The organism is Pseudoxanthomonas yeongjuensis (assembly GCF_010093345.1).
Taxonomy (GTDB): Bacteria; Pseudomonadota; Gammaproteobacteria; order Xanthomonadales; family Xanthomonadaceae; genus Pseudoxanthomonas_A; species Pseudoxanthomonas_A yeongjuensis.
The window spans coordinates 317,974-342,937 of sequence record NZ_PDWT01000001.1; the positions used below are offsets into that span (position 1 = coordinate 317,974).

24 protein-coding genes are annotated in these 24,964 nt (G+C 66.1%); 14 read left to right on the top strand and 10 right to left on the bottom strand.

Features of this window, described 5'->3' with window-relative positions; genetic code table 11:
• Positions 1 to 8: 8 nt before the first annotated feature.
• The 10 genes from hisG (at position 9) to CSC74_RS01495 (ending at position 9,360) form a co-directional block, all read left to right on the top strand.
• The gene (hisG, locus tag CSC74_RS01450) at positions 9 to 923 is read left to right on the top strand and encodes an ATP phosphoribosyltransferase (protein ID WP_162312644.1); all 915 of its coding nucleotides are present in this window, start codon (positions 9 to 11) and stop codon (positions 921 to 923) included.
• Entirely contained in the window at positions 920 to 2,218 is a 1,299-nt protein-coding gene (gene hisD / locus CSC74_RS01455) for a histidinol dehydrogenase (RefSeq protein ID WP_162312645.1), read from the top strand. The genes hisG and hisD overlap by 4 nt, the downstream gene beginning before the upstream one ends.
• Positions 2,215 to 3,297 (top strand): histidinol-phosphate transaminase, encoded by a 1,083-nt coding sequence (gene hisC, locus CSC74_RS01460; RefSeq protein ID WP_162312646.1) that lies wholly within the window; start codon positions 2,215 to 2,217, stop codon positions 3,295 to 3,297. Before hisD ends, hisC begins: the two co-directional genes overlap by 4 nt.
• Positions 3,294 to 4,367 (top strand): bifunctional histidinol-phosphatase/imidazoleglycerol-phosphate dehydratase HisB, encoded by a 1,074-nt coding sequence (hisB, locus tag CSC74_RS01465; protein WP_162312647.1) that lies wholly within the window; start codon positions 3,294 to 3,296, stop codon positions 4,365 to 4,367. The genes hisC and hisB overlap by 4 nt, the downstream gene beginning before the upstream one ends.
• Complete coding sequence (gene hisH, locus CSC74_RS01470) at positions 4,364 to 4,966, top strand: imidazole glycerol phosphate synthase subunit HisH (RefSeq protein ID WP_162313679.1); 603 nt, start codon at positions 4,364 to 4,366, stop codon at positions 4,964 to 4,966. Before hisB ends, hisH begins: the two co-directional genes overlap by 4 nt.
• Positions 4,963 to 5,700, top strand: coding sequence for a 1-(5-phosphoribosyl)-5-[(5-phosphoribosylamino)methylideneamino]imidazole-4-carboxamide isomerase (gene hisA / locus CSC74_RS01475; RefSeq protein ID WP_162312648.1), 738 nt, complete (start codon positions 4,963 to 4,965; stop codon positions 5,698 to 5,700). The genes hisH and hisA overlap by 4 nt, the downstream gene beginning before the upstream one ends.
• On the top strand, positions 5,694 to 6,470 hold the full coding sequence (gene hisF / locus CSC74_RS01480) for an imidazole glycerol phosphate synthase subunit HisF (RefSeq protein WP_162312649.1): 777 nt from the start codon (positions 5,694 to 5,696) through the stop codon (positions 6,468 to 6,470). The genes hisA and hisF overlap by 7 nt, the downstream gene beginning before the upstream one ends.
• Positions 6,460 to 7,062 (top strand): bifunctional phosphoribosyl-AMP cyclohydrolase/phosphoribosyl-ATP diphosphatase HisIE, encoded by a 603-nt coding sequence (gene hisIE, locus CSC74_RS01485; RefSeq protein ID WP_162312650.1) that lies wholly within the window; start codon positions 6,460 to 6,462, stop codon positions 7,060 to 7,062. The genes hisF and hisIE overlap by 11 nt, the downstream gene beginning before the upstream one ends.
• Before the next feature lie 131 nt (positions 7,063 to 7,193).
• On the top strand, positions 7,194 to 8,780 hold the full coding sequence (locus CSC74_RS01490; RefSeq protein ID WP_162312651.1) for a calcineurin-like phosphoesterase C-terminal domain-containing protein: 1,587 nt from the start codon (positions 7,194 to 7,196) through the stop codon (positions 8,778 to 8,780).
• A gap of 4 nt (positions 8,781 to 8,784) precedes the next feature.
• Positions 8,785 to 9,360, top strand: coding sequence for a YdeI/OmpD-associated family protein (locus tag CSC74_RS01495; RefSeq protein ID WP_162312652.1), 576 nt, complete (start codon positions 8,785 to 8,787; stop codon positions 9,358 to 9,360).
• A gap of 10 nt (positions 9,361 to 9,370) precedes the next feature.
• Here CSC74_RS01495 and yddG read toward each other — a convergent pair whose 3' ends face one another.
• The 5 genes from yddG to CSC74_RS01520 form a co-directional block, all read right to left on the bottom strand.
• Entirely contained in the window at positions 9,371 to 10,243 is an 873-nt protein-coding gene (gene yddG / locus CSC74_RS01500; protein ID WP_162312653.1) for an aromatic amino acid exporter YddG, read from the bottom strand.
• A 13-nt stretch (positions 10,244 to 10,256) separates the two neighbouring features.
• Positions 10,257 to 10,961: an acireductone synthase gene (gene mtnC, locus CSC74_RS01505; RefSeq protein WP_162312654.1), complete on the bottom strand. Its 705-nt coding sequence runs from the start codon at positions 10,959 to 10,961 to the stop codon at positions 10,257 to 10,259.
• Positions 10,962 to 11,070: 109 nt separating this feature from the next.
• The gene (locus CSC74_RS01510; RefSeq protein ID WP_162312655.1) at positions 11,071 to 11,640 is read right to left on the bottom strand and encodes a 1,2-dihydroxy-3-keto-5-methylthiopentene dioxygenase; all 570 of its coding nucleotides are present in this window, start codon (positions 11,638 to 11,640) and stop codon (positions 11,071 to 11,073) included.
• Positions 11,641 to 11,854: 214 nt separating this feature from the next.
• The gene (locus tag CSC74_RS01515; protein ID WP_162312656.1) at positions 11,855 to 12,496 is read right to left on the bottom strand and encodes a methylthioribulose 1-phosphate dehydratase; all 642 of its coding nucleotides are present in this window, start codon (positions 12,494 to 12,496) and stop codon (positions 11,855 to 11,857) included.
• A gap of 83 nt (positions 12,497 to 12,579) precedes the next feature.
• Complete coding sequence (locus CSC74_RS01520) at positions 12,580 to 14,124, bottom strand: amino acid permease (RefSeq protein ID WP_162312657.1); 1,545 nt, start codon at positions 14,122 to 14,124, stop codon at positions 12,580 to 12,582.
• A 159-nt stretch (positions 14,125 to 14,283) separates the two neighbouring features.
• Between CSC74_RS01520 and CSC74_RS01525 the strand changes: the two genes are divergently transcribed.
• Complete coding sequence (locus tag CSC74_RS01525) at positions 14,284 to 14,841, top strand: NUDIX hydrolase (protein WP_162312658.1); 558 nt, start codon at positions 14,284 to 14,286, stop codon at positions 14,839 to 14,841.
• A 99-nt stretch (positions 14,842 to 14,940) separates the two neighbouring features.
• Here the strand turns inward: CSC74_RS01525 and serA are convergent, their stop codons facing one another.
• Positions 14,941 to 16,182, bottom strand: a complete 1,242-nt coding sequence (gene serA, locus CSC74_RS01530; RefSeq protein ID WP_162312659.1) for a phosphoglycerate dehydrogenase — start codon at positions 16,180 to 16,182, stop codon at positions 14,941 to 14,943.
• 190 nt (positions 16,183 to 16,372) lie between these two features.
• Between serA and CSC74_RS01535 the strand changes: the two genes are divergently transcribed.
• From CSC74_RS01535 to CSC74_RS01545, 3 genes are all read left to right on the top strand, one after another.
• Entirely contained in the window at positions 16,373 to 17,761 is a 1,389-nt protein-coding gene (locus CSC74_RS01535) for an FAD-binding oxidoreductase (protein ID WP_162312660.1), read from the top strand.
• 314 nt (positions 17,762 to 18,075) lie between these two features.
• A complete protein-coding gene (locus CSC74_RS01540; protein WP_162312661.1) occupies positions 18,076 to 18,375 on the top strand; it encodes a DUF2388 domain-containing protein in 300 nt (99 codons plus the stop codon).
• A gap of 17 nt (positions 18,376 to 18,392) precedes the next feature.
• Positions 18,393 to 20,225 carry a DUF7844 domain-containing protein gene (locus tag CSC74_RS01545; protein ID WP_162312662.1) on the top strand — a complete coding sequence of 611 codons (1,833 nt, stop codon included), beginning with the start codon at positions 18,393 to 18,395 and terminating at the stop codon, positions 20,223 to 20,225.
• A 92-nt stretch (positions 20,226 to 20,317) separates the two neighbouring features.
• Here the strand turns inward: CSC74_RS01545 and yeiP are convergent, their stop codons facing one another.
• The 4 genes from yeiP to CSC74_RS01565 form a co-directional block, all read right to left on the bottom strand.
• Positions 20,318 to 20,884, bottom strand: a complete 567-nt coding sequence (gene yeiP / locus CSC74_RS01550) for an elongation factor P-like protein YeiP (RefSeq protein WP_162313680.1) — start codon at positions 20,882 to 20,884, stop codon at positions 20,318 to 20,320.
• Positions 20,885 to 20,991: 107 nt separating this feature from the next.
• Positions 20,992 to 21,762: an SDR family NAD(P)-dependent oxidoreductase gene (locus tag CSC74_RS01555; protein ID WP_162312663.1), complete on the bottom strand. Its 771-nt coding sequence runs from the start codon at positions 21,760 to 21,762 to the stop codon at positions 20,992 to 20,994.
• A gap of 111 nt (positions 21,763 to 21,873) precedes the next feature.
• Positions 21,874 to 22,389 (bottom strand): GNAT family N-acetyltransferase, encoded by a 516-nt coding sequence (locus tag CSC74_RS01560; RefSeq protein ID WP_162312664.1) that lies wholly within the window; start codon positions 22,387 to 22,389, stop codon positions 21,874 to 21,876.
• Positions 22,382 to 24,964, bottom strand: a complete 2,583-nt coding sequence (locus tag CSC74_RS01565) for a sensor domain-containing protein (RefSeq protein WP_162312665.1) — start codon at positions 24,962 to 24,964, stop codon at positions 22,382 to 22,384. The genes CSC74_RS01560 and CSC74_RS01565 overlap by 8 nt, the downstream gene beginning before the upstream one ends.

The following is a 24,964-nucleotide window of genomic DNA, read 5'->3' on the forward strand; positions in this document are numbered from 1 at the left end:
CCGCCCGAATGAGTCCTTCAGTCGCCCCTGCGACGCGCGATCGCCTGCGCATCGCTATCCAGAAAAGCGGGCGCCTCGCCGAGCCCGCCCGTGCGCTGCTGGCAGCCTGTGGCCTGAGCTGGCGCGAAAGCCGCGACAAGCTGTTCTGTTACGGCGAATCGTTGCCGGTCGATCTGCTGCTGGTGCGCGACGACGACATCCCCGGCCTGATCGCCGACGGGGTCTGCGATTTCGGCGTGGTCGGGCGCAACGAACTCAATGAACAGGCCGCCGCCCGCGCCAGTTTCGGCCTGTCCGACGCCTATGCGGAAGTCCGCGCACTGGGCTTCGGCAATTGCAGGCTGATGCTGGCGGTGCCGGAAACCTGGGAATGGACCGGCGCCTCGCAATTGCACGACATGCGCATCGCCACCAGCTATCCGGCGATCCTGGCCGGCTGGCTGGAGAAGCAGGGCGTGCGCGCCAGCGTGGTCGAATTGTCCGGCTCGGTGGAAATAGCGCCGAAACTCGGCACCGCCGACCTGATCTGCGACCTGGTATCCAGCGGCGCCACGCTGCTGGCCAACCAACTCAAGCCGGTGGAAACGCTGCTGGAAAGCGAAGCCGTGCTGGCCGGTCCGACGCGTGCGCTCGAGGACCAGCGCGCCGATCTGGCCGCGATGCTGCTGCGGCGGATGGACGGCGTGCTCAAGCTCAAGGACAGCAAGCTGCTGATGTTCCGCGCAGAACCCGCCACCGTGCCCGCGTTGCTGCGACTGCTGCCCGATGCGGATCCGCCGACCTACCTGGCGGCCGAGAACGGTGGCCCGCTGTCGCTGCAGACCATGTGCCACGGCCTGGTGACCTGGCAACGACTGGAGGAGCTGGAGCGTGCCGGTGCCCAGGGCCTGATGGTGCTGTCGGTGGAAAGGTCGCTGGCATGAACCGGCTGGACTGGCCGTCGCTGGATGCCGAAGCGCGCCGCGTCGCGTTGCTGCGCCCGGTGCAGCAAGTCGCCGCGGAAACACGCGACGCGGTGGCTGCGCTGCTTGAAGACGTGCGCGAGCGCGGCGATGCGGCTCTGCGCGAAATCACCGCGCGTTTCGACAAGGTCGCGCTGGAAGGTTTCGAGGTCGGCGAGGAGGAATTCGCGGCCGCCGAAGCCGCGGTTTCCGATGAGCTGAAAGCCGCCATGGGCCAGGCCGCGCAGCGCATCGAGGCCTTCCACAAAGCCGGCATCGCCCAGCCGTACGCGGTGGAAACCGCACCGGGCGTGATCTGCGAACGGATCCTGCGCCCGATACGCCGGGTCGGCCTGTACGTGCCGGCCGGCACCGCGCCGTTGCCTTCCACCGCGCTGATGCTGGGCATCCCCGCACGGCTCGCGGGTTGCCCGGAAGTGCTGCTGTGCACGCCGCCGCGCAAGGACGGCAGCGCCGATCCGGCGGTGCTGGTCGCGGCAGGAATGACCGGCGTGTCGCGCGTGCTCAAACTCGGCGGCGCCCAGGCCATCGCGGCGATGGCTTTCGGCACAGGTTCGATCGGCAAGTGCGACAAGCTCTTCGGACCCGGCAACAGCTATGTCACCGAAGCCAAGCAGCAGGTCGCGCGCGCCGGCGTGGTCGCCATCGACATGCCGGCCGGTCCATCGGAAGTGCTGGTCATCGCCGATGGCGGCGCGGATCCCGCCTTCGTCGCGGCGGACCTGCTTTCACAGGCCGAACATGGGCCCGATTCGCAGGTATTGCTGCTTTCGGACGATGCGGGGTTGCTGGCCGCGGTCGAACGGCAGATCGAATTGCAACTTGCACGACTGCCGCGCGCGGACATCGCCCGTATCGCATTGTCGGCCTCGCGCCTGGTCAAGGTGGAATCGCTGGAGCAGGCCTTCGCCATCAGCAACGATTACGCGCCGGAACACCTGATCCTGGCCCTGCGCGAACCGCGCGCCTGGCTGGACCAGGTCCAGGCTGCGGGTTCGGTGTTCCTTGGCGACTTCACGCCCGAAGCCCTGGGCGATTACTGCAGCGGCACCAACCACGTGCTGCCCACCAGCGGCGCGGCGGCGGCCTACAGCGGGGTCAACGTGTCCAGTTTCCAGAATTCCGTCAGCGTGCAGTCCGCTTCGCTTGCGGGCATCGCCGGCATCGGCGCTTGCGCAGTGATCCTGGCCACGGCGGAAGGACTGGAAGCGCACGCCAATGCGGTCAGGTTGCGCATGCAGGAGGTCGCGGCATGAGCGACCTGCTTGCCCTGGTGCGCGAGGACCTGCGTGGTTTCGCCGGGTACAAGTCCGCGCGCAGCGAAGCATTGCAGGGCGACGTGTGGTTGAACGCGAACGAATCGGCATGGCCCAATCCGGCCGATACCACCGCCAGCTGCCGTCGCTATCCCGACCCGCAACCCGTCGCCCTGCGCAGCGCGCTGGCTGCGCTCTATGCTTGCGATACATCGCAGCTGTTGGTCGGGCGGGGTAGCGACGAAGCCATCGACCTGCTGGTGCGCGCATTGTGCAATCCGGGCAAGGATGCGGTGGTCGTTACTCCGCCGGTATTCGGCATGTATGCGGTTAGCGCGCGATTGCAGAATGCACCGGTCATCGAGGTGCCTTTGCAGGAAGCTGCCGATGGCCTTGAGCCCGATCTCGATGCCATCGCCAGGGCGGCGATCGAGGCGCGCGCGAAGCTCGTCTTCCTTTGCTCGCCCTCCAACCCGGCGGGGTCCGCGATTCCGCTCGCCGACATCGGGCGACTGGCGCAGCGGCTGGAAGGTGTCGCGCTGGTGGTGGTGGATGAAGCCTATGGGGAGTTCTCCGACATCCCGTCCGCAACCGCGCTGCTGCCTGATCACTCCAACATCGTCGTCCTGCGGACCCTGTCCAAGGCCCACGCGCTGGCCGCCGCGCGCATCGGTGTGGCGATGGCCGACGCGTCGCTGATCGAAGTCCTGCGTCGTTGCCAGGCGCCTTATCCGGTGCCGACGCCTTGCGCGGAACTGGCGTTGGCGGGATTGGCGCCGGAAGCGTTGGCAGAAACCGCGAGGAGGGTCGCGCTGGTCCGGTCCGAACGGACCCGGTTGCAGGCGGCGCTCGCCGCATTGCCGGACGTACTGCGTGTATATCCGTCGCAGGGCAATTACCTGCTGGTCAGATTCCACGATGCCGAATCCGCGTTCCGTTCGCTGCTGGCGGCAGGCGTCGTGGTTCGCGACCAGCGGGCAGCCCCACAGCTTGGCGATGCGTTGCGCATCACGATCGGTTCGCCGGAGCAGAACGATCGGGTGGTTTCCGCGTTGCGCCTGCAGGAGGCCGCCGCATGACCCCGATCCTGTTCATCGACCGCGACGGTACCCTGATCGAGGAACCGTCCGACTTCCAGATCGATGCCTACGAGAAAATACGCTTCGTGAAGGACGTGGTGCCGGCATTGCTGAAGCTGCGCGACGCCGGCTACCAATTCGTGATCGTCAGCAACCAGGACGGCCTGGGCAGCGAGGGCTATCCGCGCGGATCCTTCGATGGTCCGAACAATCTGATGCTGCAGGTCTTCGAGAGCCAGGGCGTCGTGTTCCGCGATGTATTGATCGATTGCAGCTGGCCAAGCGACAACGCGCCCACGCGCAAGCCCGCGATCGGCCTGGTGGTTCCGTACCTGCAGGACCGCGGCATCGACTGGCCGCGTTCGGCGATGGTCGGCGACCGCGACACCGATATCGCCTTCGCCGACAACCTGCGCATCCGCGGCTTCAAGCTGAAAAGCGCCCAGTTCGGCGGCGAGTGGGACTGGATGGGCATCGCCCATGAACTGGCCGATGCGCCGCGCCGCGCCGCGGTCGAACGCAACACGAAGGAAACAAGGATCCGTGTCGAAGTCGACCTGGATCGCATCGCCGAACCCGCCATCGCCACCGGTCTTCCGTTCTTCGACCACATGCTGGAACAGATCGGCAAGCATGGCGGCTTCGCGCTGGACATCCGCACCGACGGCGACCTGCACATCGACGAGCACCACACCGTCGAGGACACCGGACTCGCTCTGGGGCAGGCCTTGAAGGAAGCGCTGGGTAACAAGCGCGGGATCGGCCGCTATGGATTCACCCTGCCGATGGATGAAACGCTTGCCAGTGCGGCGCTGGATTTCAGCGGGCGCCCGTACTTCGTGTTCTCCGGTGAATTCAAGCGCGAGCGTGTCGGCGATCTGCCGACGGAACTGGTCCCGCATTTCTTCCGTTCCGTATGCGATGCGTCCGGCCTCAACCTGAACCTGCAGGTGCAGGGCGACAACGATCACCACAAGGTCGAGGCCTGCTTCAAGTCCTTCGCCCGCGCACTGCGCCAGGCGATCAAGCGTGAAGGCGCCGAGTTGCCCAGCACCAAGGGTGCGCTCTGATGAAAGTGGCTTTGGTGGATGCGGGTGGGGCGAACCTGGGTTCGGTGCGGTTCGCACTGCAGCGCCTGGGCGTGGAAGCCACACTGACCGGCGATGCGCAGGTGATCCGCACAGCCGATCGCGTGATCCTGCCCGGGGTCAGCACCGCCGGCACGGTGATGCGCCGGCTGCGCGAACTGGACCTAGTGGAAACGCTGCGCAACCTGGACAAACCGCTGCTGGGGGTCTGCATCGGCATGCAGCTGCTGTTCGAAGGCTCCGACGAGGGCGACGTGGAATGCCTCGGCCTGTTGCCGGGCCGGGTAGCCAAACTGCCCGCCGGCCCGGGCATCCGTGTTCCGCACATGGGCTGGAACACGTTGCTGCCGGTGCGCAGCAATTCGCTGTCCGCGGGTATCGGTGGCGACGATCGCGCCTACTTCGTGCACAGCTACGCCGCGCCGGTGACGCCCGATTGCGTGTTTTCCTGCGAGCACGGCGCTGCCTTCGCGGCGGTCGTGCAACGCGGCAACGTGGCCGGCGCGCAGTTCCATCCGGAACGCTCGGCCGGGACCGGCGCGCGGTTGCTGCGCAATTTCCTCGAACAGGGGCTGGCATGAGCGGCTTCACCGTCTATCCCGCCATCGACGTGCGCGAAGGGCGCGTGGTCCGGCTCGCGCAGGGCGACTATGCGCGGCAAACCAGTTATGAGCGCGATCCTCTCGAGACCGCGCGCCGGTATGCAGATCAAGGCGCTACCTGGCTGCATCTCGTCGATCTGGATGCCGCGCGTGCCGGTGGCTACACCCTGGCACCACTGCTGAGCGAGATCCGTGCCTTCACCGGTTTGCGGGTGCAGACCGGAGGCGGCGTGCGTGAGCGCGACGATGTCGTGCGGATCCTCGCCGCAGGCGCCGCGCGCGTGGTCATCGGTTCGCTGGCGGTGAAGGATCCGGAACGGGTATTGGGATGGGTCGACGAATTCGGCGTCGATCGCATCACCGTGGCGCTGGATAGCCGGCAGGATGAGGCCGGCCGCTGGCGCCTGCCAGTGCATGGTTGGACCGAGACCGCCGCGTCGACGCTGGATGAACTCGCCGTGCGCTATGCCGACGCCGGCCTGGAACACCTGTTGAGCACCGATATCGCGCGTGATGGCATGTTGTCCGGCCCGAACGGCGACCTGTACGCGCATCTGCGGGCCATCGCCCCAGGCTTGCAGGTGCAGGCATCCGGTGGCGTCCGTGACGTGGCCGACGTTGCCGCGGCGAAGGCTCAGGGTTGCGCCGGCATCGTGCTCGGCCGCGCACTGCTGGAAGGGAAGCTGGAGCTGGAAGAGGCCCTGGCATGCTGAGCCGGCGCATCATTCCCTGCCTGGACGTGCGCGATGGCCGCGTGGTCAAGGGCGTGCGTTTCCGCGACCATGTGGACGTGGGCGATATCGCGGAGCTGGCATTGCGCTATCGCGACGAGGGCGCCGATGAACTGGTGTTCTACGATATCGGCGCCAGTCCGGAAGGCCGCTCCGTCGACCATGCCTGGGTGGAACGCGTTTCCAGCCTGCTCGACATCCCGTTCTGCGTGGCCGGCGGCATCCGCGACGTGGCGACCGCGCGCGCGGTGCTGCATGCGGGCGCGGACAAGATCTCGGTCAACAGTCCGGCGCTGGAACGGCCTGCGTTGATCTGCGAACTGGCCAATGCCTTCGGCGTGCAGTGCATCGTGGTCGGCATCGATTCGATCCGCGAAGCCGACGGCGAATGGCGGGTGCGCAGCAATACCGGCGATCCTTCGAAGACGAGGGCGCTGCCATTACGCACTCTGGACTGGCTGGTCGAGGCGCAACGGCTGGGTGCCGGCGAAATCGTGTTGAACTGCATGGACAGCGATGGGGTGCGTCGTGGTTACGACCTCGCCCAGTTGCAGGAGGCGAGGACGCTTTGCGAAGTGCCGCTGGTGGCTTCCGGGGGAGCGGGAGAAATGCAGCATTTCGCCGCCGTTTTCCGTGACGCCGATGTAGACGGGGCACTGGCTGCCAGCGTTTTCCACAGCGGCGCCATCGCCATTCCCGCGCTCAAGCGCTATTTGCGTTCGCAACAGATCGAGGTGCGCGATGCCGGATGAGTTCGGAAATCTGGACTGGGAGAAAGGCGATGGTCTGCTGCCCGTGATCGTCCAGGACGCCGCCAACCTGCGCGTGCTGATGCTCGGCTACATGAACGCCGAGGCGCTGGCGGCGACGCGGGCCAGCGGTTTGGTCACTTTCTACAGCCGCAGCAAGCAGCGTTTGTGGAAAAAGGGCGAGACTTCCGGCCACGTGCTGGAACTGGTGTCGGTAGAGGCGGACTGCGACAACGACACGTTGCTGGTGCTGGCCCGCCCGCAGGGACCGACCTGCCATCTGCAGCGTGCGAGCTGTTTTCCCGATGCACCCGGCGACTTCCTGGCCGACCTCGATGCGCTGGTCGCGCAACGCGAGCGCGAGCGTCCTGCCGGCAGCTACACGACCGGGTTGTTCGCGGGCGGCGTGCGCCGGATCGCACAGAAGGTGGGCGAGGAGGGCGTGGAAACCGCATTGGCCGCGGTCGCGCAGGACGATGAGGCATTACTGGGAGAAGCTTCGGACCTGTTGTTCCACATGATCGTGCTGCTGCGCGCGCGCGGGCTTTCCCTGCGTGACGTCGCAGGGGTGCTGGAGCAGCGGCACCGCAAATAGGCCGCGCGTAGGAGCGACGTAAGTCGCGATGGGAATCTCAGGGGAATGGGTTTCGCGACTTACGTCGCTCCTACGCGCGCGCGCGTCGCCGGATCGGGCCATAATCCGCGCGACGCCACCGGGAGCCGTCCATGCGCCTGCTCGTATCCATCGCCTTGTCGCTGCTGGCCGCGCCAGTGTTCGCGAAACCTGCGCCATGCGACGGAGGCATGGTCTGGGAAGACGCCAACGGCAACGGCACCCACGACCCCGACGAACGTCCACTGGCGGGTATCAAGGTTTCCGATGGCGCGGAACTGGCGCTGACCGATGGAACTGGCAGGTACCGGCTGCCCATGGTCGATGGACGCACAATGTTCGTGATCAAGCCGGCGCAATACGATCTTCCCGAACGCAAGGACGGCTTGCCTGATTTCTGGAACAACATCCGCAGCGAGGCCGGTCCCGCGCTGAAATACGGCGGTATTCCCGCGGCCTTTCACGGATGCGGGGATTTCGGTCTGCTGCCGAAGCCGGCTGCTGCGGGGAACGCGACTCCACTCGACGTGCTGGTGTTCTCCGACACCCAGACCAAGAGCCGGGCCGACATCGATTACTACAAGCGCGACATCGTCGAGCCGCTGGCAGGCAAGCACCAGGCCACGCTCGGTCTTACCCTCGGCGATGTAGTCAACGACGATCTCTCGCTCTATCCGCAGCTCAACCAGGTCACGCGGATGCTGCAGGTGCCGTGGCTGCACATCGCCGGCAACCACGATCTCGACTTCGATGCGGCCGGCGACGAGGATTCGCTGCTGACCTACCGCAATACCTATGGCCCCGATACTTTCGCCTGGGAGGAAACCCAGGCGGTGTTCATCGGCATGGATGATGTGGTTTACATGCCCGGCAAGAAGCCGGCCTACATCGGCGGACTGCGCGAGGACCAGTTCGCCTTCCTCGAAGCCTATCTGCCGACGATACCGAAGGACCGGTTGCTGGTGGTCGGCGTGCATATCCCGTTCTTCGACGCGGATCCCGGGCGTGAAACCTTCCGCCACGCCGACCGTGCACGGCTGTTCGCCTTGCTGAAGGATTTTCCGCACGTGTTGCTGCTCAGCGGCCACAGCCACACCCAGCAGCACGTGTACCACGGCGCCGGCAGCGACTGGCATGGGGCCGCGCCGCTGCACGAATACAACGTCGGCGCCGCCTGCGGGGCGTTCTGGTCGGGGGTGAAGGACGCGCAGGGCATCCCCGACGCGACCATGGCCGACGGTACGCCCAATGGCTACGCCAGCCTGCAGGTGCGCGCTGGCGGTGAATATTCGTTGGCCTGGCATCCGGCGCGGGATCCGGAGCGTGCGATGTCGCTGCATGCACCCAAGGCGCTGCGGAAGGGCGCATATCCCGCGTTTGCGGTCTACGCCAACGTGTTCATGGGCCAGGACGACAGCAAGGTGGAATATCGCGTCGATGCAGGCCGATGGAAACCGATGGTGCTCGTGCGCCAGCCTGATCCGGCTTTGCTTGCAGAAAACACGAAGGACGATGCCGCCGACGCATTGCGTGGCTACGATCGTTCGCCCGAGGCGGAGCCTTCGCAGCACCTGTGGCGTGGTGCCTTGCCTACCGATCTGGCGGTGGGCGAACATCGGGTCGAGGTGCGCGCAAACGATCGATGGCGTGGCGAACAGACCGCCGCCACCGTGTATCGACTGCAGGAAGCTGCGGAGTAGGGCCATGCCCGTGCCTGACGACTTGCCCATCAAGCACTTCAAGGACCAGAAGGCCTGGGAGAAATGGCTGGTGGCGAATGCGGACGGGAAGGGCATCTGGCTGCAGATCGCCAAGAAGGATTCCGGAATCGCTTCGGTGAACTATGCCGAAGCGCTGGAGGTCGCGCTCTGCCACGGCTGGATCGACGGGCAGAAGCGTGGGCATGACGAACAGTTCTTCCTGCAGCGCTTCACCCCGCGTCGTCCACGCAGCCTGTGGTCGAAGATCAATATCGCCCATGTGGAGCGCTTGATCGCCGCAGGGCGCATGCAGGCCAATGGCCTGCGCGAGATCGAGGCGGCCAGGGCCGATGGACGCTGGGACGCCGCGTATCAAAGCTTCTCCGGCATGGAAGTGCCTGTCGAACTCGTCGAAGCGCTGGAGAAGAACAGGAAGGCCAAGGCGTTCTTCGATCGGCTCGACAAGACCAACCGCTACGCGTTCTGCTGGCGCGTGCACACCGCGAAGAAAGCGGAGACGCGCATGGCGCGTGCGCGGAAATTCGTGGAGATGCTCGCCAGGGGCGAGAAAATACACTGATCCGGGAGAATCAGCTTTCCCGTGTCTTCTGAGCGCGCACGCTCAACCACGCGCCCAGCAGCAACAGTGCGATCGCCACCGCCTGCGACCAGTGCGGCGCGGCGCGGCCGGCCAGTACCAGCAACAGCGTGGACAGCAGCGGCGCGAGATAGGACAGGCTGCCCAGCAGCGCGATGTCGCCGTGCTTGGTGCCGTGGTCCCACAACAGGAAAGCCGCGCCAACCGGACCCAGACCCATCAGTGCCAACGCACCCCATTGCAGGGCGCTCGGCTGCACGCTCTGCTCGAAAGCCAGGTGCGCCATCGCCCCGAACATGGCGACCAATGCGCATGCCACCGTGATCGCTGCGCTCGGCACCGCGGCATGGCGGCGATTGAGCACCGAATACGCCGCCCAGATCACCGCTGCGCTCAAGGCCGCCAGGTAGCCGGGCAGGTAACGCGGCTGGATCTCGATGCCGCTGCCGCGGGTGACCAGGACGATGGCCGCGACCAGTCCCAGCAGGGTTCCGGCGACCTGCGCGCCGCGCACGCGCACGCCGGGCAACAGGCCGGCGAACAGCACGATCAGCAATGGCCACATGTAATTGAGCAGGTTGGCTTCCACCGCGGGCGCGCGCTTGAGGGCGATGAAATACAGCGCGTGGTAACCGAACAGGGCGGCAGTAGTCAGCGCCAAGGCGGATAACGGCTGATGCAGTTCGCGCCAGCCGTGCCGGCCGTGAAGAACCGTGCGCGCGAATCCGAACAGCGCCGCGAAGCCGAAACCGATCGCCAGCACCTCGAAGGGCGGCAGGCCTTCGGTCGCGGTGGTCAGCAGCGCCAGCGACGACCACAGCAGGATCGCCAGCAACCCGCTGAGGGTCGCGGTCTTGGTCGTCATGGTCGTTGCGCGCTCAGTCGGGCAACTGGATGTCGGCGAAGCTGTCCACGCGCCGATGACCGTGCGCGGCCTCGCCCTCGCGAGGCTGCGGATAATCCTCGCGGCGATCGACCAGCACGGTCTGCAGCCCGGCCACGCGCGCCGCGTCCAGTTCTTCCACCACGTCCGACAGGAACAGGAGCGCCGACGGTTCGATCCCCACTTGTTCCGCGATCCGTGCATAGCTCCCGGCCTCGCGCTTGCCGCCGATCTCGGTGTCGAACCAGCCGGAAATCAACGGGCCGAGGTCGCCGGCATCGCTGTGGCCGAAGAACAGCTGCTGGGCCGGCACCGAGCCGGAGGAATACACGTACAGCGGCATCCCCGATTCGTGCCATCGGCGCAGCGCCGGCGCGGCATCGGGATAGATATGCGCGGTGAAATCGGCGTCGTGGTAGCCCGCCTTCCAGATCATTCCCTGCAAGGCCTTCAACGCGGTGTGCTTGCGGTCCTGGTCGATCCAGCCCTGCAGGGTCTCCACGATCATCTCGTCCTTGCACATGCTGCCGTGCTCGATGGCCACTTCATCCAGCCAGCGCCGCACTTCCGGATCATCGCTATGCGCCGCAACGAAGCCGGGCAGGGCGCGGCGCGCATACGGAAACAGCACGTCCTTGACGAAGGAGATGCTGCTGGTGGTGCCTTCGATGTCGGTGAGGATGGCGCGGGGAGTGGGCATGGGTCAGTGGTCGGGATTGGAGATGGGGTTCGCAAGTCCGGTCTTGCTAGTACTCGTCATTCCCGCCTGCGCGGGGTTCTTAACAGCCGAATGGCTGGTCATGACGAAGTCACGTCGCTGCCGTAGGCTGCGTCAGGCCGTGATAGCGCGGGAACTTCTTCGCGATGTCCTCGCCAGTGAAATGGCCGACCCAGCCGTCCGGCTCGGTGAAGAAGCGGATGGCGATGAAGCTGGGCTCGTCGCCCATGTCGAACCAGTGCAGGGTGCTGTCGGGCACGGCGATCAGGTCGTCCTGCACGCATTCCACCTCGTAGACCTTGCCCTTGACGTGCAGGGTGAACAATCCCGAGCCGGCGACGAAGAAGCGCACTTCGTCTTCCTTGTGGTAATGCTCGTCGAGGAACTTGGCGCGCATGGCCTCGCGCTGCGGGTTGTCCGGCGCGATGCTGACCACGTCCACGGTCTTGAAGCCGTGTTCGGCGACCAGTCGGTCGATGTCGCTCCTGTAGGCCGCCATCACTTCCTCGGGGCTGGCGCCCGGCGCGAGCGGATGCGAGGCCTTCCAGCGCTCGAAGGTCACGCCGATCTTCTGCAGTTCGGTGGCGATGAAATCGGGATCGAAGCTGGCGAACTCGGGGGTATCCGGGTTGTTTTCGTCGAAGATGCGCAGACGGCTCATGGCGGGGGCTCGAGTGTCGTGGAAGGAGAAAGGGTAGCAAACACAGGATGGAAACTCGTGACTGTAGGAGCGGCCCTTGGCCGCGATGCTTTCGCGCGGTTTACAGGTCCGAGCCTGCTCGGACCTGTAAAAACCAGAGCATCGCGGCCAAGGGCCGCTCCTACGAAGCGGGGCAAAAGCATCGCAGGCAAGGCCTGCTCCTACAAAGACACGGTCAACCGCGGCAGCCCAGCTTGCGCAGCTCCAGTTCGCAATGGAACAGGAACTCGAACGCTTCCAGGTGCCGGCGCGCCTCGGCCATGTCGCGGCCCCAGGCGTACAGACCGTGGCCGTCGATCAGGTAGCCCCACAGTTTCTGCCGGTCGAGCAGGGCATCGACCTGCGCGGCCAGCGTGTGCATGTCCTGGGTGTTGGCGAGCACCGGCACGTCCATGCTGTCGTCGTGGGTGCTGTTGCCGTGGAAGGCCTTCTGCAGTTCGTAGCCTTCCAGGCGGAGGTGGCCGGCGCCGGCGTACAGGCGCGAGGCGATGGTCTGCACCGGCGAATGGGTGTGCAGCACGCAGCCGATTTCCGGGAAGCGCCGGTACAGCTGGGTATGCAGCAGGGTTTCCGCGGAAGGACGATGCTCGGTGGCCACGCCCTTGCCATCGAAATCGACCACCATGATGTCGTCGGCCGTCAGCCGGCCCTTGTCGCGCCCGGAGACGGTGATGGCCGCGTGGCGGTCGTCCAGGCGCTCGGAGAAATTGCTGCTGGTCGCCGGCGTCCATCCGGCCTGCGCCAGTTCGCGCACGTTGGCGATGATTTCCTGCGCGAGTTGCTGCAGGCGGACCGGGTCGTAAGGCAATGCGTTCATGCGCCGAGTTTACAAAACCCGGGTGACAAACGAAAACGGCGCGGAATCCCGCGCCGTTTCCCTGTTGCATCGCGAGCCGGTCGTCAGGCTTGCGGACCTTCGTGGAACGGCGGTTCCGGCTCCAGCCTGTCGGCGGCCGCGGCCTGATGGGCCACACTTCCAGGCGCAAGCTCGCTCTTTCGATAGCCGTAGACCGCATACACCACGGCACCGATGGCCGCCCAGATGAAGAACAGGCTGATGGTGTACATGGACAGGTTGAGGAACAGCAGGATGCAGCCGGCGATCGCCAGCGGGCACACCAGCCATACCAGCGGGGTGCGGAACGGACGCGGACGGTTGGGCTGGGTCTTGCGCAGCACCAACACACCTATCGACACCATCATGAACGCGAACAGCGTGCCCGAGTTTGAGATGTCGGCCAGGATGCCCACCGGGAACAGCGCCGCGAACAGCGAGACGAACACGCCAGTGATGATGGTGACTACGTGCGGGGTGTGGAAGCGCGGGTGCACCTTCGACAGGATTCCCGGCAGCAGGCCATCGCGCGACATGGTGAAGAAAATGCGGGTCTGGCCATAGATCATCATCAGGATGACCGAAGGCAGCGCAAGAGCCGCAGCAATGCCGATCGCATTGCCCCATTTGGCAAAACCAAGCATGCGCAGCACATGGGCCAAGGGCTCGTTGCTGCAAACCAGCGCTTCACTGCCTTTACAGGCGGCCGCCAGCTCCGGCGTGCCCGGATGCAGGGCCATTCCGTTCGCGCCCATCATCGGCTGGGCGCCATTGGCGCCCACTGCGCCGTAGCTCACCAGCATGTAGAAGATCGTGCACACGGCCAATGAAGCGATCAGGCCAATCGGGATGTTGCGGTTGGGATTCTTGGTTTCCTCGGCGGCGGTGGAGACTGCATCGAAACCCACGTAGGCGAAGAAGATGGAGGCGGCTGCACCCAGTACGCCAATCCCACCCAATGGGCTGCCCCAGCCGGTCGGGAAGAACGGCTGGAAGTTGACGTCTTTCGCTGCGGGAACGGCGATGAAGATGAAAGCGGTCAAGGCGGTAACCTTGATCAGCACCAATACCGCGTTGACCTTGGCTGACTTCGACGTGCCGATCACCAGCAGGAAGGTCACCAGCAGCGAAATCAGGAAGGCCAGCAGGTTGAAAGTGCCGCCTGCGTAGGGGCCGGTGCGCAATGCTTCGGGTATCTGGTAGCCAGCACTGAGCAGCAGGCCGTTCATGTAGCCCGACCAGCCCACCGCCACGGCACCGGCAGCCACTGCATATTCGAGTACCAGCGCCCAGCCCACGGTCCAGGCCAGCGCTTCGCCCATGACCGCATAGGTGTAGGTATAGGCGGAGCCGGAAACCGGGACCATCGCGGCCAGTTCGGAATAGGCCAGCGCAGCGAGGCCGCAGACCACGGCAGCGATCACGAACGCCACCATCATCGCCGGCCCGGCCTTCTGGCCCGCTTCGGCGGTCAACACGAAAATACCGGTGCCGATAATGGCGCCGACGCCCAGCATGGTCAGTTGGAAGGCGCCTAACTGTCGCTTCAGCGACTTTTTCTCGGCGGTGGCAAGGATCTGATCGAGCGGTTTTACACGCCAAGATGACATTCGGTGATTCCCCAGTGCCGTTGATCTGTGAGCCGGACCGGCCACGGATGGCCGGCGCGGGGTTGCCGAACCTTACCTGTCATACCAAAGTCGCACAAGGCGCGGCGACTTCGCCAGCGCCGATAATGCGACCCTGAACAGGCAGCCAGGAAAACATCGATGGATGATCGGAATCGGGCAGGGCCCGTGGCATTGGCCGCGCAGCTGGTGTACTACCGGATACGCTGGCCGGGGGAATCCGCGGTGGTGGAGGATTTCCTGGCCTTGCTGGACGATCCGCTTGATCCGTTCGTGCGCGAGCGGCTCGCGGGCCATTTCACCAGCGGCGTATGGCTGGTCAGCGCCGACGGCGCACGGGTGCTGATGACCCATCACCGCAAGCTGGAGCGCTGGCTGCAGCTGGGCGGGCATGCCGACGGCGACACCGACATGGCCAGGGTGGCGTTGAAGGAAGCACAGGAGGAATCCGGTTTGCCCGGTTTGTCGGTCGAGGGGGATTCCATCTTCGACCTCGACCGGCACTGGATCCCCGAGCGGAAAGGCGTGCCGGGGCACTGGCATTACGACGTGCGTTACGTGGTGCGTGCAGGCGCCGACGAGGACTACGTGGTCAGCGACGAATCGCACGACCTGGCCTGGCGGCCGATCGCCGGTATGGCCGATGATCCGGACGAGTCGCTGAGCCGCATGGCGCGGAAATGGCTGGGAATGAGGTAGCGATGCAGAGCGACGTAGGAGCGACGTAAGTCGCGAAACCGGGATGACACGTTGTCGGCGACTTCGCGACTTACGTCGCTCCTACGCGCATGATATTGGTCAATACAGGACGCGGGTCCGCAGCGTCCCCGGGATCGCCGCCAGCGCCTCCCTCAGGTCCACGGCCTGCACGTCGGTCGCCGACACGTCGATGACCACGTAGCCGACCTTGGCGTCGGTGCGCAGGAACTGGCCGTCGATGTTGATGCTGTGCTTGCCGAAGATCTCGTTGACCTGCGACAGCACGCCCGGCACGTTGCGGTGGATGTGCAGCAGGCGGTGGCTGGCGGCGTGTTCCGGCAAGGTCACTTCGGGGAAATTGACCGCCGACAGGGTCGAACCGTTGTCGCTGTAGCGCACCAGCTTGGCCGCGACCTCTATCCCGATGTTGTCCTGCGCCTCCAGCGTGCTGCCGCCCACATGCGGGGTCAGGATCACGTTGTCGTGGCCGGCCAGCGGCGAGACGAAGGCGTCGCCGTTGCCCTTGGGCTCCACCGGGAACACATCGACGGCCGCGCCGCCGACCTGGCCCGATTCCAGTGCTGCGGCCAGCGCGTCGATGTCGACCACCGTACCGCGGGCGGCATTGATCAGGTGCGCGCCGCGCTTCATCTTCGCGATCTGCTTCGCGCCGAACATGTCCCTGGTCGCCGGTGTTTCCGGCACGTGCAGGGTGACCACGTCCGAGCGCGCCAGCAGATCGTCCAGGTTCAGCGCCGAGCGCGCGTTGCCCAGCGACAGCTTGGTTTCGATGTCGTGGAAGACCACGTTCATGCCGATGGCCTCGGCCAGCACCCCGACCTGGGTGCCGATATGGCCGTAGCCGATGATGCCCAGGGTCTTGCCGCGGACTTCATGGCTGCCGGCGGCGGATTTCGACCAGCCGCCGCGGTGGCATTCGGCGCTTTTCTGCGGAACGCCGCGCATCAGCATGATCGCCTCGGCGATGACCAGTTCGGCCACGCTGCGGGTGTTGGAATAGGGCGCGTTGAACACCGGGATGCCGGCCAGCTCGGCCGCGTCCGTGTCCACCTGGTTGGTGCCGATGCAGAAGCAGCCGATCGCCATCAGCCGGCGCGCGTGCGCGAGCACCTCGGGGGTGAGCTGGGTGCGCGAACGGATGCCGATGATGTGGGCGTCGGCGATGCGCGCTTTCAGTTCGTCCTCGGGCAGCGACTTGGCATGCGCCTCGATCTGCGAATAGCCGGCCGCATGGAAGGTGTCGATGGCGGTCTGGCTGAGGCCTTCCAGCAGCAGGATGCGGATGTCCTGCTTGGGGTACGAGGTCTTCTTCTTCGACATGCGGGCGGCGGGACGTTGAGTGGCGGGACAGTCACTATGCCAGATGGGGCGGGGGTTTGCTGCGGTGCGGCAGATGGTTTTCCGGTCTGCCAGCAGCAGTAAAAATGGTTTCAACCGCAACCACAAAACGGTTTCTGGACGCACCGCAACATCGCTGGCACGCTGGCTGCCCCCAACCGGATCGTTACCGATGAGCAGCCCGCATCTCGACACCCTGTTGCAAGCCGTGCCGCAGTTGCGCTTGAAAAACGACCCGGCCGACCTGGAGCACTACGGCCGCGACTGGACCCGGCGCTGGGCTCCAGCCCCATTGGCGATCGCCTTGCCGGTCTCCATCGAGGAAGTCCAGGCCGTCGTGCGCTGGGCCAACCAGCATCGTGTCGCCATCGTGCCTTCCGGCGGCCGCACCGGCCTGTCCGGCGGCGCGGTCGCCGCGAACGGCGAGCTGGTGCTCAGCCTGGAACGGATGAACAAGGTGCTCGACTTCAACGCGGTCGACCGCACCCTGACCGTGCAACCCGGTATCGCCCTGGAGGCCGTGCACAACGCCGCCCGCGAACACGGGCTGGAATACCCGGTGGATTTCGCCGCGCGCGGTTCCTGTTCCATCGGCGGCAACATCGCCACGAATGCCGGAGGCATCCGCGTGATCCGCTACGGCAACACCCGCGAATGGATCGCCGGGATGAAGGTGGTGGCCGGTAGCGGCGAGCTGCTCGACCTCAATCGCGGCCTGGTCAAGAATTCCAGCGGCTACGACCTGCGCCATCTGATGATCGCCTCCGAAGGCACCCTGGGCATCGTGGTCGAAGCGACCCTGCGCCTGACCGATCCGCCGCCGCTGTCCAACGTGATGCTGCTGGCGTTGCCCTCGTTCGAGGTGCTGATGCAGGTGTTTTCAGCGTTCCGCGAGCGGTTGCAACTGGAAGCCTTCGAGTTCTTCACCGATCGCGCCCTGCAGCACGTGCTGGCGCATGGCGCGCAGCAACCGTTCGAGGAAACCCACCCGTATTACGTGGTCACCGAATTCGCTTGCGGCGGCGAGGCGCAGGAAGCCGCGGCGATGGCCGCGTTCGAGGCCTGCATGGAAAGCGGCTGGGTCAGCGACGGCGTGATCAGCCAGAGCGACGCCCAGGCCGCGCAGCTGTGGCGGCTGCGCGAAGGCATCACCGAGAGCCTGGCGCGCTTCAAGCCGTACAAGAACGACGTATCGGTGCGGATTTCGGCGATGCCGGCCTTCCTCGCGGAAACGCAGAAGCTGCTGGGCGAGGCCTATCCGCATTTCGACGTGGTCTGGTTCGGCCACATCGGCGACGGCAACCTGCATATCAACGTGCTGAAACCGGACGATCTGGGCGATGCGGATTTCGTCGCCCAGTGCGAGCAGGTGACCAAGCTGCTGGCCGAATCGCTGAAGCGCCATGAGGGCAGCATTTCCGCCGAACACGGCATCGGCCTGGTCAAGAAGGGCTACCTGGGAAGCACGCGCAGCGCGGCGGAGATCGAGGCGATGCGCGGGATCAAGCGCGTGCTCGACCCGAACGGGTTGATGAATCCGGGCAAGTTGTTCGATCCCTGACAGCTGGATGGCTTTTACCCGTCATTCCCCATTTGCTCGTCATTCCCGCGAAGGCGGGAATCGCTCCTGCTCTCCAGCCTTCTCTTCCAGGAACACAGTCGAGCATGCCCGGCTCTACAGAACGAGAGCGATTCCCGCCTTCGCGGGGTTTTCAACCGACGCATGTCGGGTCATGACGACGAGAGGACGAGGTCGAGCCGGGCAGATGCGCATCGATCTCGTCCAGACGGCAGGAATTCAGGCGAGTCGCAGCGATTGCGGTTAGTCTTCCCGCACCTGCCCACCGGGCTCACGCGAACCGAACCCTGCCTCCTATGACCCGATTCTTTCTCGTTGCCGCTCTGCTGGCGTTTTCCGCACCGGCCTTCGCTTCCAGTTTCGCCGGCTCCTCGGCAGGCGCATCCTCGGCCGGCTCCTCGGCTTCCTCCGGCAGCACTTCCGGCGACGACAAAGTGGTGCTGCGGGCACGCGATGACGCCGCCAGTTTCGTCGCCAGCGAAGGGCGCATCCGTGGCGCCCGGCTGGAAGCGGCCCTGCGCCAGCTCCGCGAACGCAACCCGGCCGCACGCACCGCCAGCGACATGCAACTCGCGCAGGCCATCCTGGCCTTGTGATCCTGCGGCACGGGCCGGTGAGCCGGCTGGCCTGGAACCTGGTCCCGTGCCTGCTGGCCTGCGCGGGAAATGCGCAGGCCGCGTTGCAGTTGCAACCTGAAACCGCATCGCTGACGCAGGAACAGGCTGCGGCCACGCGACAGCTGTTGGAGGCCGCCGTGCAACGGCTGCCCCCCGCATGGACGACCGCCCTGGACCGGCGCATCGATGTCGCATGGCGCGACGATCTGCCTGCCGAGGTCCACGGGCGCGCAAAAGCCAGGCAACTGCTGCTGAAACGCGCTCTGCTGTACGACTGGATGGCGCGCCCGCCGAATGCCGGAATCGATGAGCCTGCCACGCGCGCGGCGCTGTCGGCAGTGATCCACGAACTCGCGCATTTCTACGACCGCACGCCGCAAGGACGGTTGTCGCAGGATCCGCGCCTGCTCGATCTCGCCGGCTGGCAGGTACGCCCGCTGCGATTCGGCCTGCGCACGCCGCACAACGCCTTCAGCGACCGCAGCCCGGATCGCTATGAATTGAGCCGGCCGTCGGAGTTCGTCGCGGTCAACCTGGAGCACTTCCTGCTGGATCCGGACTACGCCTGCAGGCGTCCCGGCCTGCATCGCTATTTTTCAGGGCATTTCGGCTGGTCGCCGCCGCAGTCCGCCTGCGCATCGGGACAGGTTTTCCTGCAGGCCGATCCCGAAGACGATGAAGCGGCGTTGCTGCCATTGGAAGCGTCGCGCGTGTACGCAGTGGACTACCTGCTGGCCGAGGCCAACGAGCAGCCGATGAGCCGCTGGGGCCACAGCATGCTGCGGCTGGTGATCTGCGCGCCGGGACGTGCGCCGGGGCCGGACTGTCGCCTGGACCTGCGATACCACCGCGTGCTGTCGTTCCGCGCCTTCGTCGACGACGTGCAGATTTCCAGCTGGCGCGGGCTCACCGGTTCGTATCCCTCGCGATTGTTCCTGCTGCCGCTGGACCAGGTGATCGACGAATACACCAAGGTCGAGCTGCGCGGACTGCAGTCGATTCCGTTGCGCCTGGACCCGGCGGAAATCGCCGGTCTGCTGGAGCGCGCCGCGCAGTTGCACTGGGCCTATGACGGTCGCTATTACTTCATCGGCAACAACTGCGCGGTCGAGACCTTCAAGCTGCTGCACGACGGCGTGCCGCGCCTGGCTGCGGAAAACCTGTCCAGCGTCACTCCGACCGGCCTGCTGCGGCGTCTGGAGAAGGCAGGCATCGCCGATGGCGCGGTCCTGGACGATGAGGCGGAAGCCTTGCGCCTGGGCTATCGCTTCGCGCCGGCGAGCGCGCATTACCAGGCCATGTTCGAGGTGGCGCGCGCCGGGCTCGCATTGCCGCAGCGTCGCGTGCAGGACTGGCTGGAATTGCCACCGGCCGAACGTGCGTCTTGGTTGGGCCGAGCCGACCTCCGCTCAAGCGCTGCATTGCTGTTGCTCGAAGAAGCGGCGCTTCGCCAGCAGGAATTGCTGGTGCGCGATGAACTCAAGCGCCGTTACCTGGGGCAGGGCAAGCAAGAGGCTAGTGACTTCGAGGGCGAAGCAGCGCTGCGTGAGCTCCTGCGCCTGGAGGGTTTCTTCAGCCGCCCGGCGGCCTTGTTGCCGGATAGCGGCTATGGGGTGCCGCAGGCGGATGAGCGCAGGGCCCTTGAGCTGGAGAGCGAACGGTATGCGGCGCAGTTGAAACGACAGGGCGTTGCCTTGCGCGCCGATGCGCGCCGGTGGTTGTCGCCGGGGCGCAGGGTGATGCTGGAAGGGACTGAAGCGAATATTGCCTTGCTGGGGGAACGGTTGCGGAGGTTGCACCAGGAACAAGGTGGGCTGCAGTTGCCGTGAATGGCGGGCAGGCTGGTCAGTGCGATTGAAATGACACCCTTCTCCTCCCCCTTGCACACCCTGCGGGCGCCGCAAGGGGAGAGGGAGGGCAATCAATCCGCTCTGCCGCCAAACTCACCCGTCGTCGTATTCACCAGCACCCGCTCGCCGTTGACGATGTACTCAGGAACCATGATCTCCAGCCCGGTGTTGAGCTTGGCCGGCTTCGGCCGCTTGGTGGCGCTGCCGCCCTTCAGTTCCGGCGGGGTCTCGACCACTTCCAGGGTCACGTGCTGCGGCAGCTGCAGGGCCACCGGCTGGTCGTCGATGATCTGCACGTAGCTGCCGGCCAGGCCGTCGGCGATGTAGCCGGCGTCGTCGCCGATCACGTCGGCGTCGAAGGTGTAGGGCGTGTAGTCCTCGTCGTCGAGGAATACGAACGCATCGCCATCCTTGTACGAGAACGTGGCCATGCGCCGGCTCAGCTCGACTTCCTTCAGCTCGTCGTCGCCACCGACGCTGAGGTCGTACTTGACGCCGCCGGGCACGCTGTACAGGGTGAAGCGGAACTTGACGTTGCCGCCGCGACCCTGCGGCGAGCTGCGTTCGATGTCGCGCACCTGGTACACGGTGCCGTTGTGGTCGACGACGTTGCCTTTCTTGATTTCGTGGGCTTTCATTGGAGTGCCGGGAATGGAGAATGGTTTTTTGTAGGAGCGGGCCTTGCCCGCGATGCTCTTGGCGGTATCGTGGAAAAGCATAGCGGGCAAGGCCCGCTCCTACGGGGTTATTTGGGAGCCAGGCGCACCGCGCCATCGAGGCGGATGGTCTCGCCGTTGAGGTAGCGGTTCCGCACGATGAAGGCCACGGTTTCGGCGAATTCCTCCGGCCGGCCCAGGCGGGCGGGGAAGGGGATCGAGGCGCCGAGGGACTTCTGCACCTCCTCGGACATGCCATCGACCATCGGCGTCCAGAAGATGCCCGGGGCCACGGTCATCACCCGGATGCCGAAACGCGCAAGCTCGCGCGCCATCGGCAGGGTCATGCCGACCACGCCGCCCTTCGAAGCCGAATACGCCGCCTGGCCGATCTGGCCTTCGTACGCCGCCACGCTGGCGGTGTTGACGATCACGCCGCGTTCGCCGTCTTCGCCCGCCGGGTTGTGCTGCATCAGGTTGGCCGCGGCCTTGGCCACGTTGAAGCTGCCGACCAGGTTGACCAGCACGGTGCTGCGGAAGTTGGCAAGCGGCATGGGAGCTTCCTTGCCCAGCACGCGCCCGGCGCCGAGGATGCCGGCGCAGCTGATCGCGGCATTGAGGCCGCCGAGGAATTCCCGGGCGGCGGCGGCGTTGGCGGCCACGCCGTCCTCATCGGTGACGTCGGTGCGGAAATAGCGCGCGTTGCCTTCGCCCAGTGCGGCGACCGCGGCCGCGCCCTTGTCGTCGTTGACGTCGAACAGGGCGACCTTGCCGCCGTTCGCCACGAGATGCCGGGCCACGGCCAGGCCCAGGCCGGAAACGCCGCCGGTGATCAGGGCGCGGGTATCGGAAAGCTGCATGCGGGGGTCCAGCGCTGGGAAACGGGCATTTTACGCGATGTCCGTAGGAGCGGGCCTTGCCCGCGATGCCTTTTGCGATATCGCCAAGAGCATCGCGGGCAAGGCCCGCTCCTACAGGTCCAGCAGGTAGAAGGTATTGCAGCCTCCGTGTCCGGTATCGCCCAGGGGCGAGTCGATGCGCCTGAAGCCGCTGCGTTCGTACAGCCGCATCGCCGCGTCCATGCCGCCGAGGGTTTCCAGATAGCAACGGCCGAAGCCGGCGTCCCGGGCGGCCTGCAGGCAACGCGCCATCATCGCCGTGCCGGCGCCGATGCCGCGCGCCTCGGGCAGGAAATACATCTTGCGCAATTCGCAGGTGGCGCCATCGCCGCCCACGAGCGGCGCGATGCCGCCGCCACCGATCACCGCGCCCCCCGCCTTCGCGGGGGCAGGCTTGCGTTCGACCACGAAGTAGGCCGAACGCGGTTCGGCATAGGCCCGGCTCATCCAGTCCACTTCCGGATCGCTGATCGCGAAGCCGCAGCCGACCGCACCGAATTCCGGCATCACCGTGCGGATGATGGCCGCGACCGCCGGGTCGTCGCGCGGCTCGATAGGACGCAGCAGGTACGCATTCGATTCAGGCATTGGAAACGCGTTCCTCCGGCGAGCGCAGGCGGCTGGCGAATTCATCCGGCGACAGGCCGGGCGCGAACAGGAAGCCCTGGCCGATCGGCACGCCGAGCTGGAGCAGGAACTGGCGTTGCGCCTCCGATTCCACGCCTTCGGCCACCAGTCCCAGGCCCAGGCTGCGGGCGATCGCCGAGACCGCCTGGCACACGGCCACGTCGGAACGGTTGTTGGGCACGCCCTCGGTGAACAGCTGGCTGATCTTCAGCCCGTGGATCGGCAGGCGGCGCAGGTAGTTGAGCGCGCTGTAGCCTTCGCCGAAATCGTCGATGGTCAGGACCACGCCCAGCGCGCGCAGTTCGGCGAAGGTCTTGAGCGTGGCCGGCGCGTCCTCGATCAGCACGCGTTCGGTGAATTCCAGTTCCAGCGCGGAGCCGGGAAGATCGTATTCGGCGAGCACCGCGCGCACGTTCTCGGCCAGCTCGTCGCCGGCGAACTGGCGATAGGAGACGTTGACCGCCACGCGCACGATGCCCAGACCCATGTCGCGCCATTCGCGCACCTGGCGGCAGGCTTCGCGCAGCACCCAGCTGCCGATGCGGACGATGTCGCCGGTGGTTTCGGCATGGCTGATGAAGAGATCCGGACGCAGCTCGCCGAGCTGGTGGTTCTGCCAGCGGATCAGCGCCTCGGCGGCGACGATGCGGCCGCGGCGCAGGTCGACCTGCGGCTGGTAGACCAGGCGGAATTCCTGGTTGTCCACCGCGCGCCGCAGTTGCGTCTCGATCTGCAGCCGGTCCTGCTGGCGGCGCGCCAGTTCCGGGGTGAAGGCCTGCCAGGCGTTGCGCGAGCGATGCTTGCTGTCGTACATGGCGATGTCGGCATGCTGGATCAGTTGCTGCGGGCGCAGTCCGTCGGCCGGCGCGCGGGCGATGCCGATGCTGGCGGTGATGGCGAATTCGTCCTTGTCGAAACGGAACGATTCGGCGAAAGCGCCGAGCACCGCGTCGGCCAGGCGTTCCGGCTGGGCCGGATCGCCGCTGGTATCGCAGACCACCAGGAACTCGTCGCCGCCGAAGCGCGCCACCAGGCCCTCGGTGCCCACCGCATCGAGGATGCGCGTGGCGGCCTGCATCAACAGCTCGTCGCCGGCACTGTGGCCGAGCACGTCGTTGACGGTCTTGAAGCGGTCCAGGTCGATGTACAGCAGCGCGACCTGCGCGTGCACCGGGTCGATCAGGCGCGTGCCGAGTTCGTTGAGCACCGCGTCGCGGTTCATCAGTCCGGTCAGCGGATCGGTACGCGCCTGGATGCGCAGGGTTTCCTCGGCGCGCTTGTCCAGCGAGATGTCCTGCAGGGTGCCGGTGATGCGCGCGGAGGTCGGGTCGGTGGCTTCGGCCTCGCCGATGACGCGTATCCAGAAGGGGTGGCCGTCCAGCCGGCTGCCCTGCAGTTCCAGGTCGAAACCACCGCCGGTTTCGATCACCTGTTCCATCGCGCCGCGGAAGCGGCGGCGGTCGGGTTCGCGCAGGCAGGCCAGCATCGCCTCGATGCCGGTCGGCGCCTGCGCCGGCCCCAGGATGCGTACCGCCTCGTCGGTCAGGTAGATCCGGTCGCGGCCGGTGTCCCATTCCCAGCCGCCGATATGGGCCAGCGACTGGGCGCGGTCGAACAGGGCGCTGTCGCGCTTGAGCGCGGTGACGTCGCTGAAGATCGAAGTGACCTGGGCCGGCTGGTCGCCACCGGCGGCGAATTGCGGCACCGAAGTCACCGTCAACCAGAGCAGTTGCTTGTTTTCGCGGTGGTACATGCCCAGCACCTGGCTCTCGACCACCTGGCCGGTGCTCAGCGCGCGGTACGAAGGCAATGCGTCCCTGGCCATCTCGCGGCCATGCTGGTCGACGATCCGCCAGTGGTCGAGGCTCAACTCCTCATCCATGCGCTTGCCTTCGCCGACCCCGAAGATGCGCATCGCCGCGCGATTGGCGTAGACGATCTCGTGAGCCTGGTTCTGGACCACGATGCCCTTGTCGATCACTTCCATCAGTTCGCGGTAGCGCAGTTCCGCATCGCGCCGGCCGCTGAGGTCGCGAGCCACCGCGACCAGGCTCTTGCGGCCGTCGTAGACCAGGTTCGCCGAATGCACCTCGACGGGGAAGCGGGTGCCGTCGGCGCGCATGTTGGTGACCTCGATGACGTAGGTCTCGCCGCGGTTGAGGGTTTCCCAGACCGGTCCCATGTGATCGTGCGGAAGCTCGGGATTGAGCACGTTGATGTTCTTGCCGACGATCTCTTCGCGCGGCCGCTTGTAGGCGGCCATGCCGGCCTTGTTGAGGTCGAGCACGGTGCCGTCCTCGGCCAGGATGCTGACCGGGTCGGGCACCGCGTCGAACAGCGCCCGGTAACGCAGCCGCGCCTCGTCGGTTTCGGCGAGGGAGGCGTGCAGTGCGAGTTGAGCCTGCTCAAGCAGCGCGCGCAGGGCCGGATCCAGCGCGGAGCCGGCCAGTGCTTCCTGCAAGGACGCCAGCGTGGCGGCGACTGCTTCGCAAGTGGGCCTGGCGCCGGGATCAGCCGGATCCGCGGGTGGCCGCAT

Bases quoted from the DNA above. Each gene is read 5' to 3' on its own strand.
- hisG (WP_162312644.1), top strand. From the start codon at position 9: ATGAGTCCTTCAGTCGCCCCTGCGACGCGCGATCGCCTGCGCATCGCT.
- hisD (WP_162312645.1), top strand. From the start codon at position 920: ATGAACCGGCTGGACTGGCCGTCGCTGGATGCCGAAGCGCGCCGCGTC.
- hisC (WP_162312646.1), top strand. From the start codon at position 2,215: ATGAGCGACCTGCTTGCCCTGGTGCGCGAGGACCTGCGTGGTTTCGCC.
- hisB (WP_162312647.1), top strand. From the start codon at position 3,294: ATGACCCCGATCCTGTTCATCGACCGCGACGGTACCCTGATCGAGGAA.
- hisA (WP_162312648.1), top strand. From the start codon at position 4,963: ATGAGCGGCTTCACCGTCTATCCCGCCATCGACGTGCGCGAAGGGCGC.
- hisF (WP_162312649.1), top strand. From the start codon at position 5,694: ATGCTGAGCCGGCGCATCATTCCCTGCCTGGACGTGCGCGATGGCCGC.
- hisIE (WP_162312650.1), top strand. From the start codon at position 6,460: ATGCCGGATGAGTTCGGAAATCTGGACTGGGAGAAAGGCGATGGTCTG.
- CSC74_RS01490 (WP_162312651.1), top strand. From the start codon at position 7,194: ATGCGCCTGCTCGTATCCATCGCCTTGTCGCTGCTGGCCGCGCCAGTG.
- CSC74_RS01495 (WP_162312652.1), top strand. From the start codon at position 8,785: ATGCCCGTGCCTGACGACTTGCCCATCAAGCACTTCAAGGACCAGAAG.
- yddG (WP_162312653.1), bottom strand. From the start codon at position 10,243: ATGACGACCAAGACCGCGACCCTCAGCGGGTTGCTGGCGATCCTGCTG.
- mtnC (WP_162312654.1), bottom strand. From the start codon at position 10,961: ATGCCCACTCCCCGCGCCATCCTCACCGACATCGAAGGCACCACCAGC.
- CSC74_RS01510 (WP_162312655.1), bottom strand. From the start codon at position 11,640: ATGAGCCGTCTGCGCATCTTCGACGAAAACAACCCGGATACCCCCGAG.
- CSC74_RS01515 (WP_162312656.1), bottom strand. From the start codon at position 12,496: ATGAACGCATTGCCTTACGACCCGGTCCGCCTGCAGCAACTCGCGCAG.
- CSC74_RS01520 (WP_162312657.1), bottom strand. From the start codon at position 14,124: ATGTCATCTTGGCGTGTAAAACCGCTCGATCAGATCCTTGCCACCGCC.
- CSC74_RS01525 (WP_162312658.1), top strand. From the start codon at position 14,284: ATGGATGATCGGAATCGGGCAGGGCCCGTGGCATTGGCCGCGCAGCTG.
- serA (WP_162312659.1), bottom strand. From the start codon at position 16,182: ATGTCGAAGAAGAAGACCTCGTACCCCAAGCAGGACATCCGCATCCTG.
- CSC74_RS01535 (WP_162312660.1), top strand. From the start codon at position 16,373: ATGAGCAGCCCGCATCTCGACACCCTGTTGCAAGCCGTGCCGCAGTTG.
- CSC74_RS01540 (WP_162312661.1), top strand. From the start codon at position 18,076: ATGACCCGATTCTTTCTCGTTGCCGCTCTGCTGGCGTTTTCCGCACCG.
- yeiP (WP_162313680.1), bottom strand. From the start codon at position 20,884: ATGAAAGCCCACGAAATCAAGAAAGGCAACGTCGTCGACCACAACGGC.
- CSC74_RS01555 (WP_162312663.1), bottom strand. From the start codon at position 21,762: ATGCAGCTTTCCGATACCCGCGCCCTGATCACCGGCGGCGTTTCCGGC.
- CSC74_RS01560 (WP_162312664.1), bottom strand. From the start codon at position 22,389: ATGCCTGAATCGAATGCGTACCTGCTGCGTCCTATCGAGCCGCGCGAC.
- CSC74_RS01565 (WP_162312665.1), bottom strand. From the start codon at position 24,964: ATGCGGCCACCCGCGGATCCGGCTGATCCCGGCGCCAGGCCCACTTGC.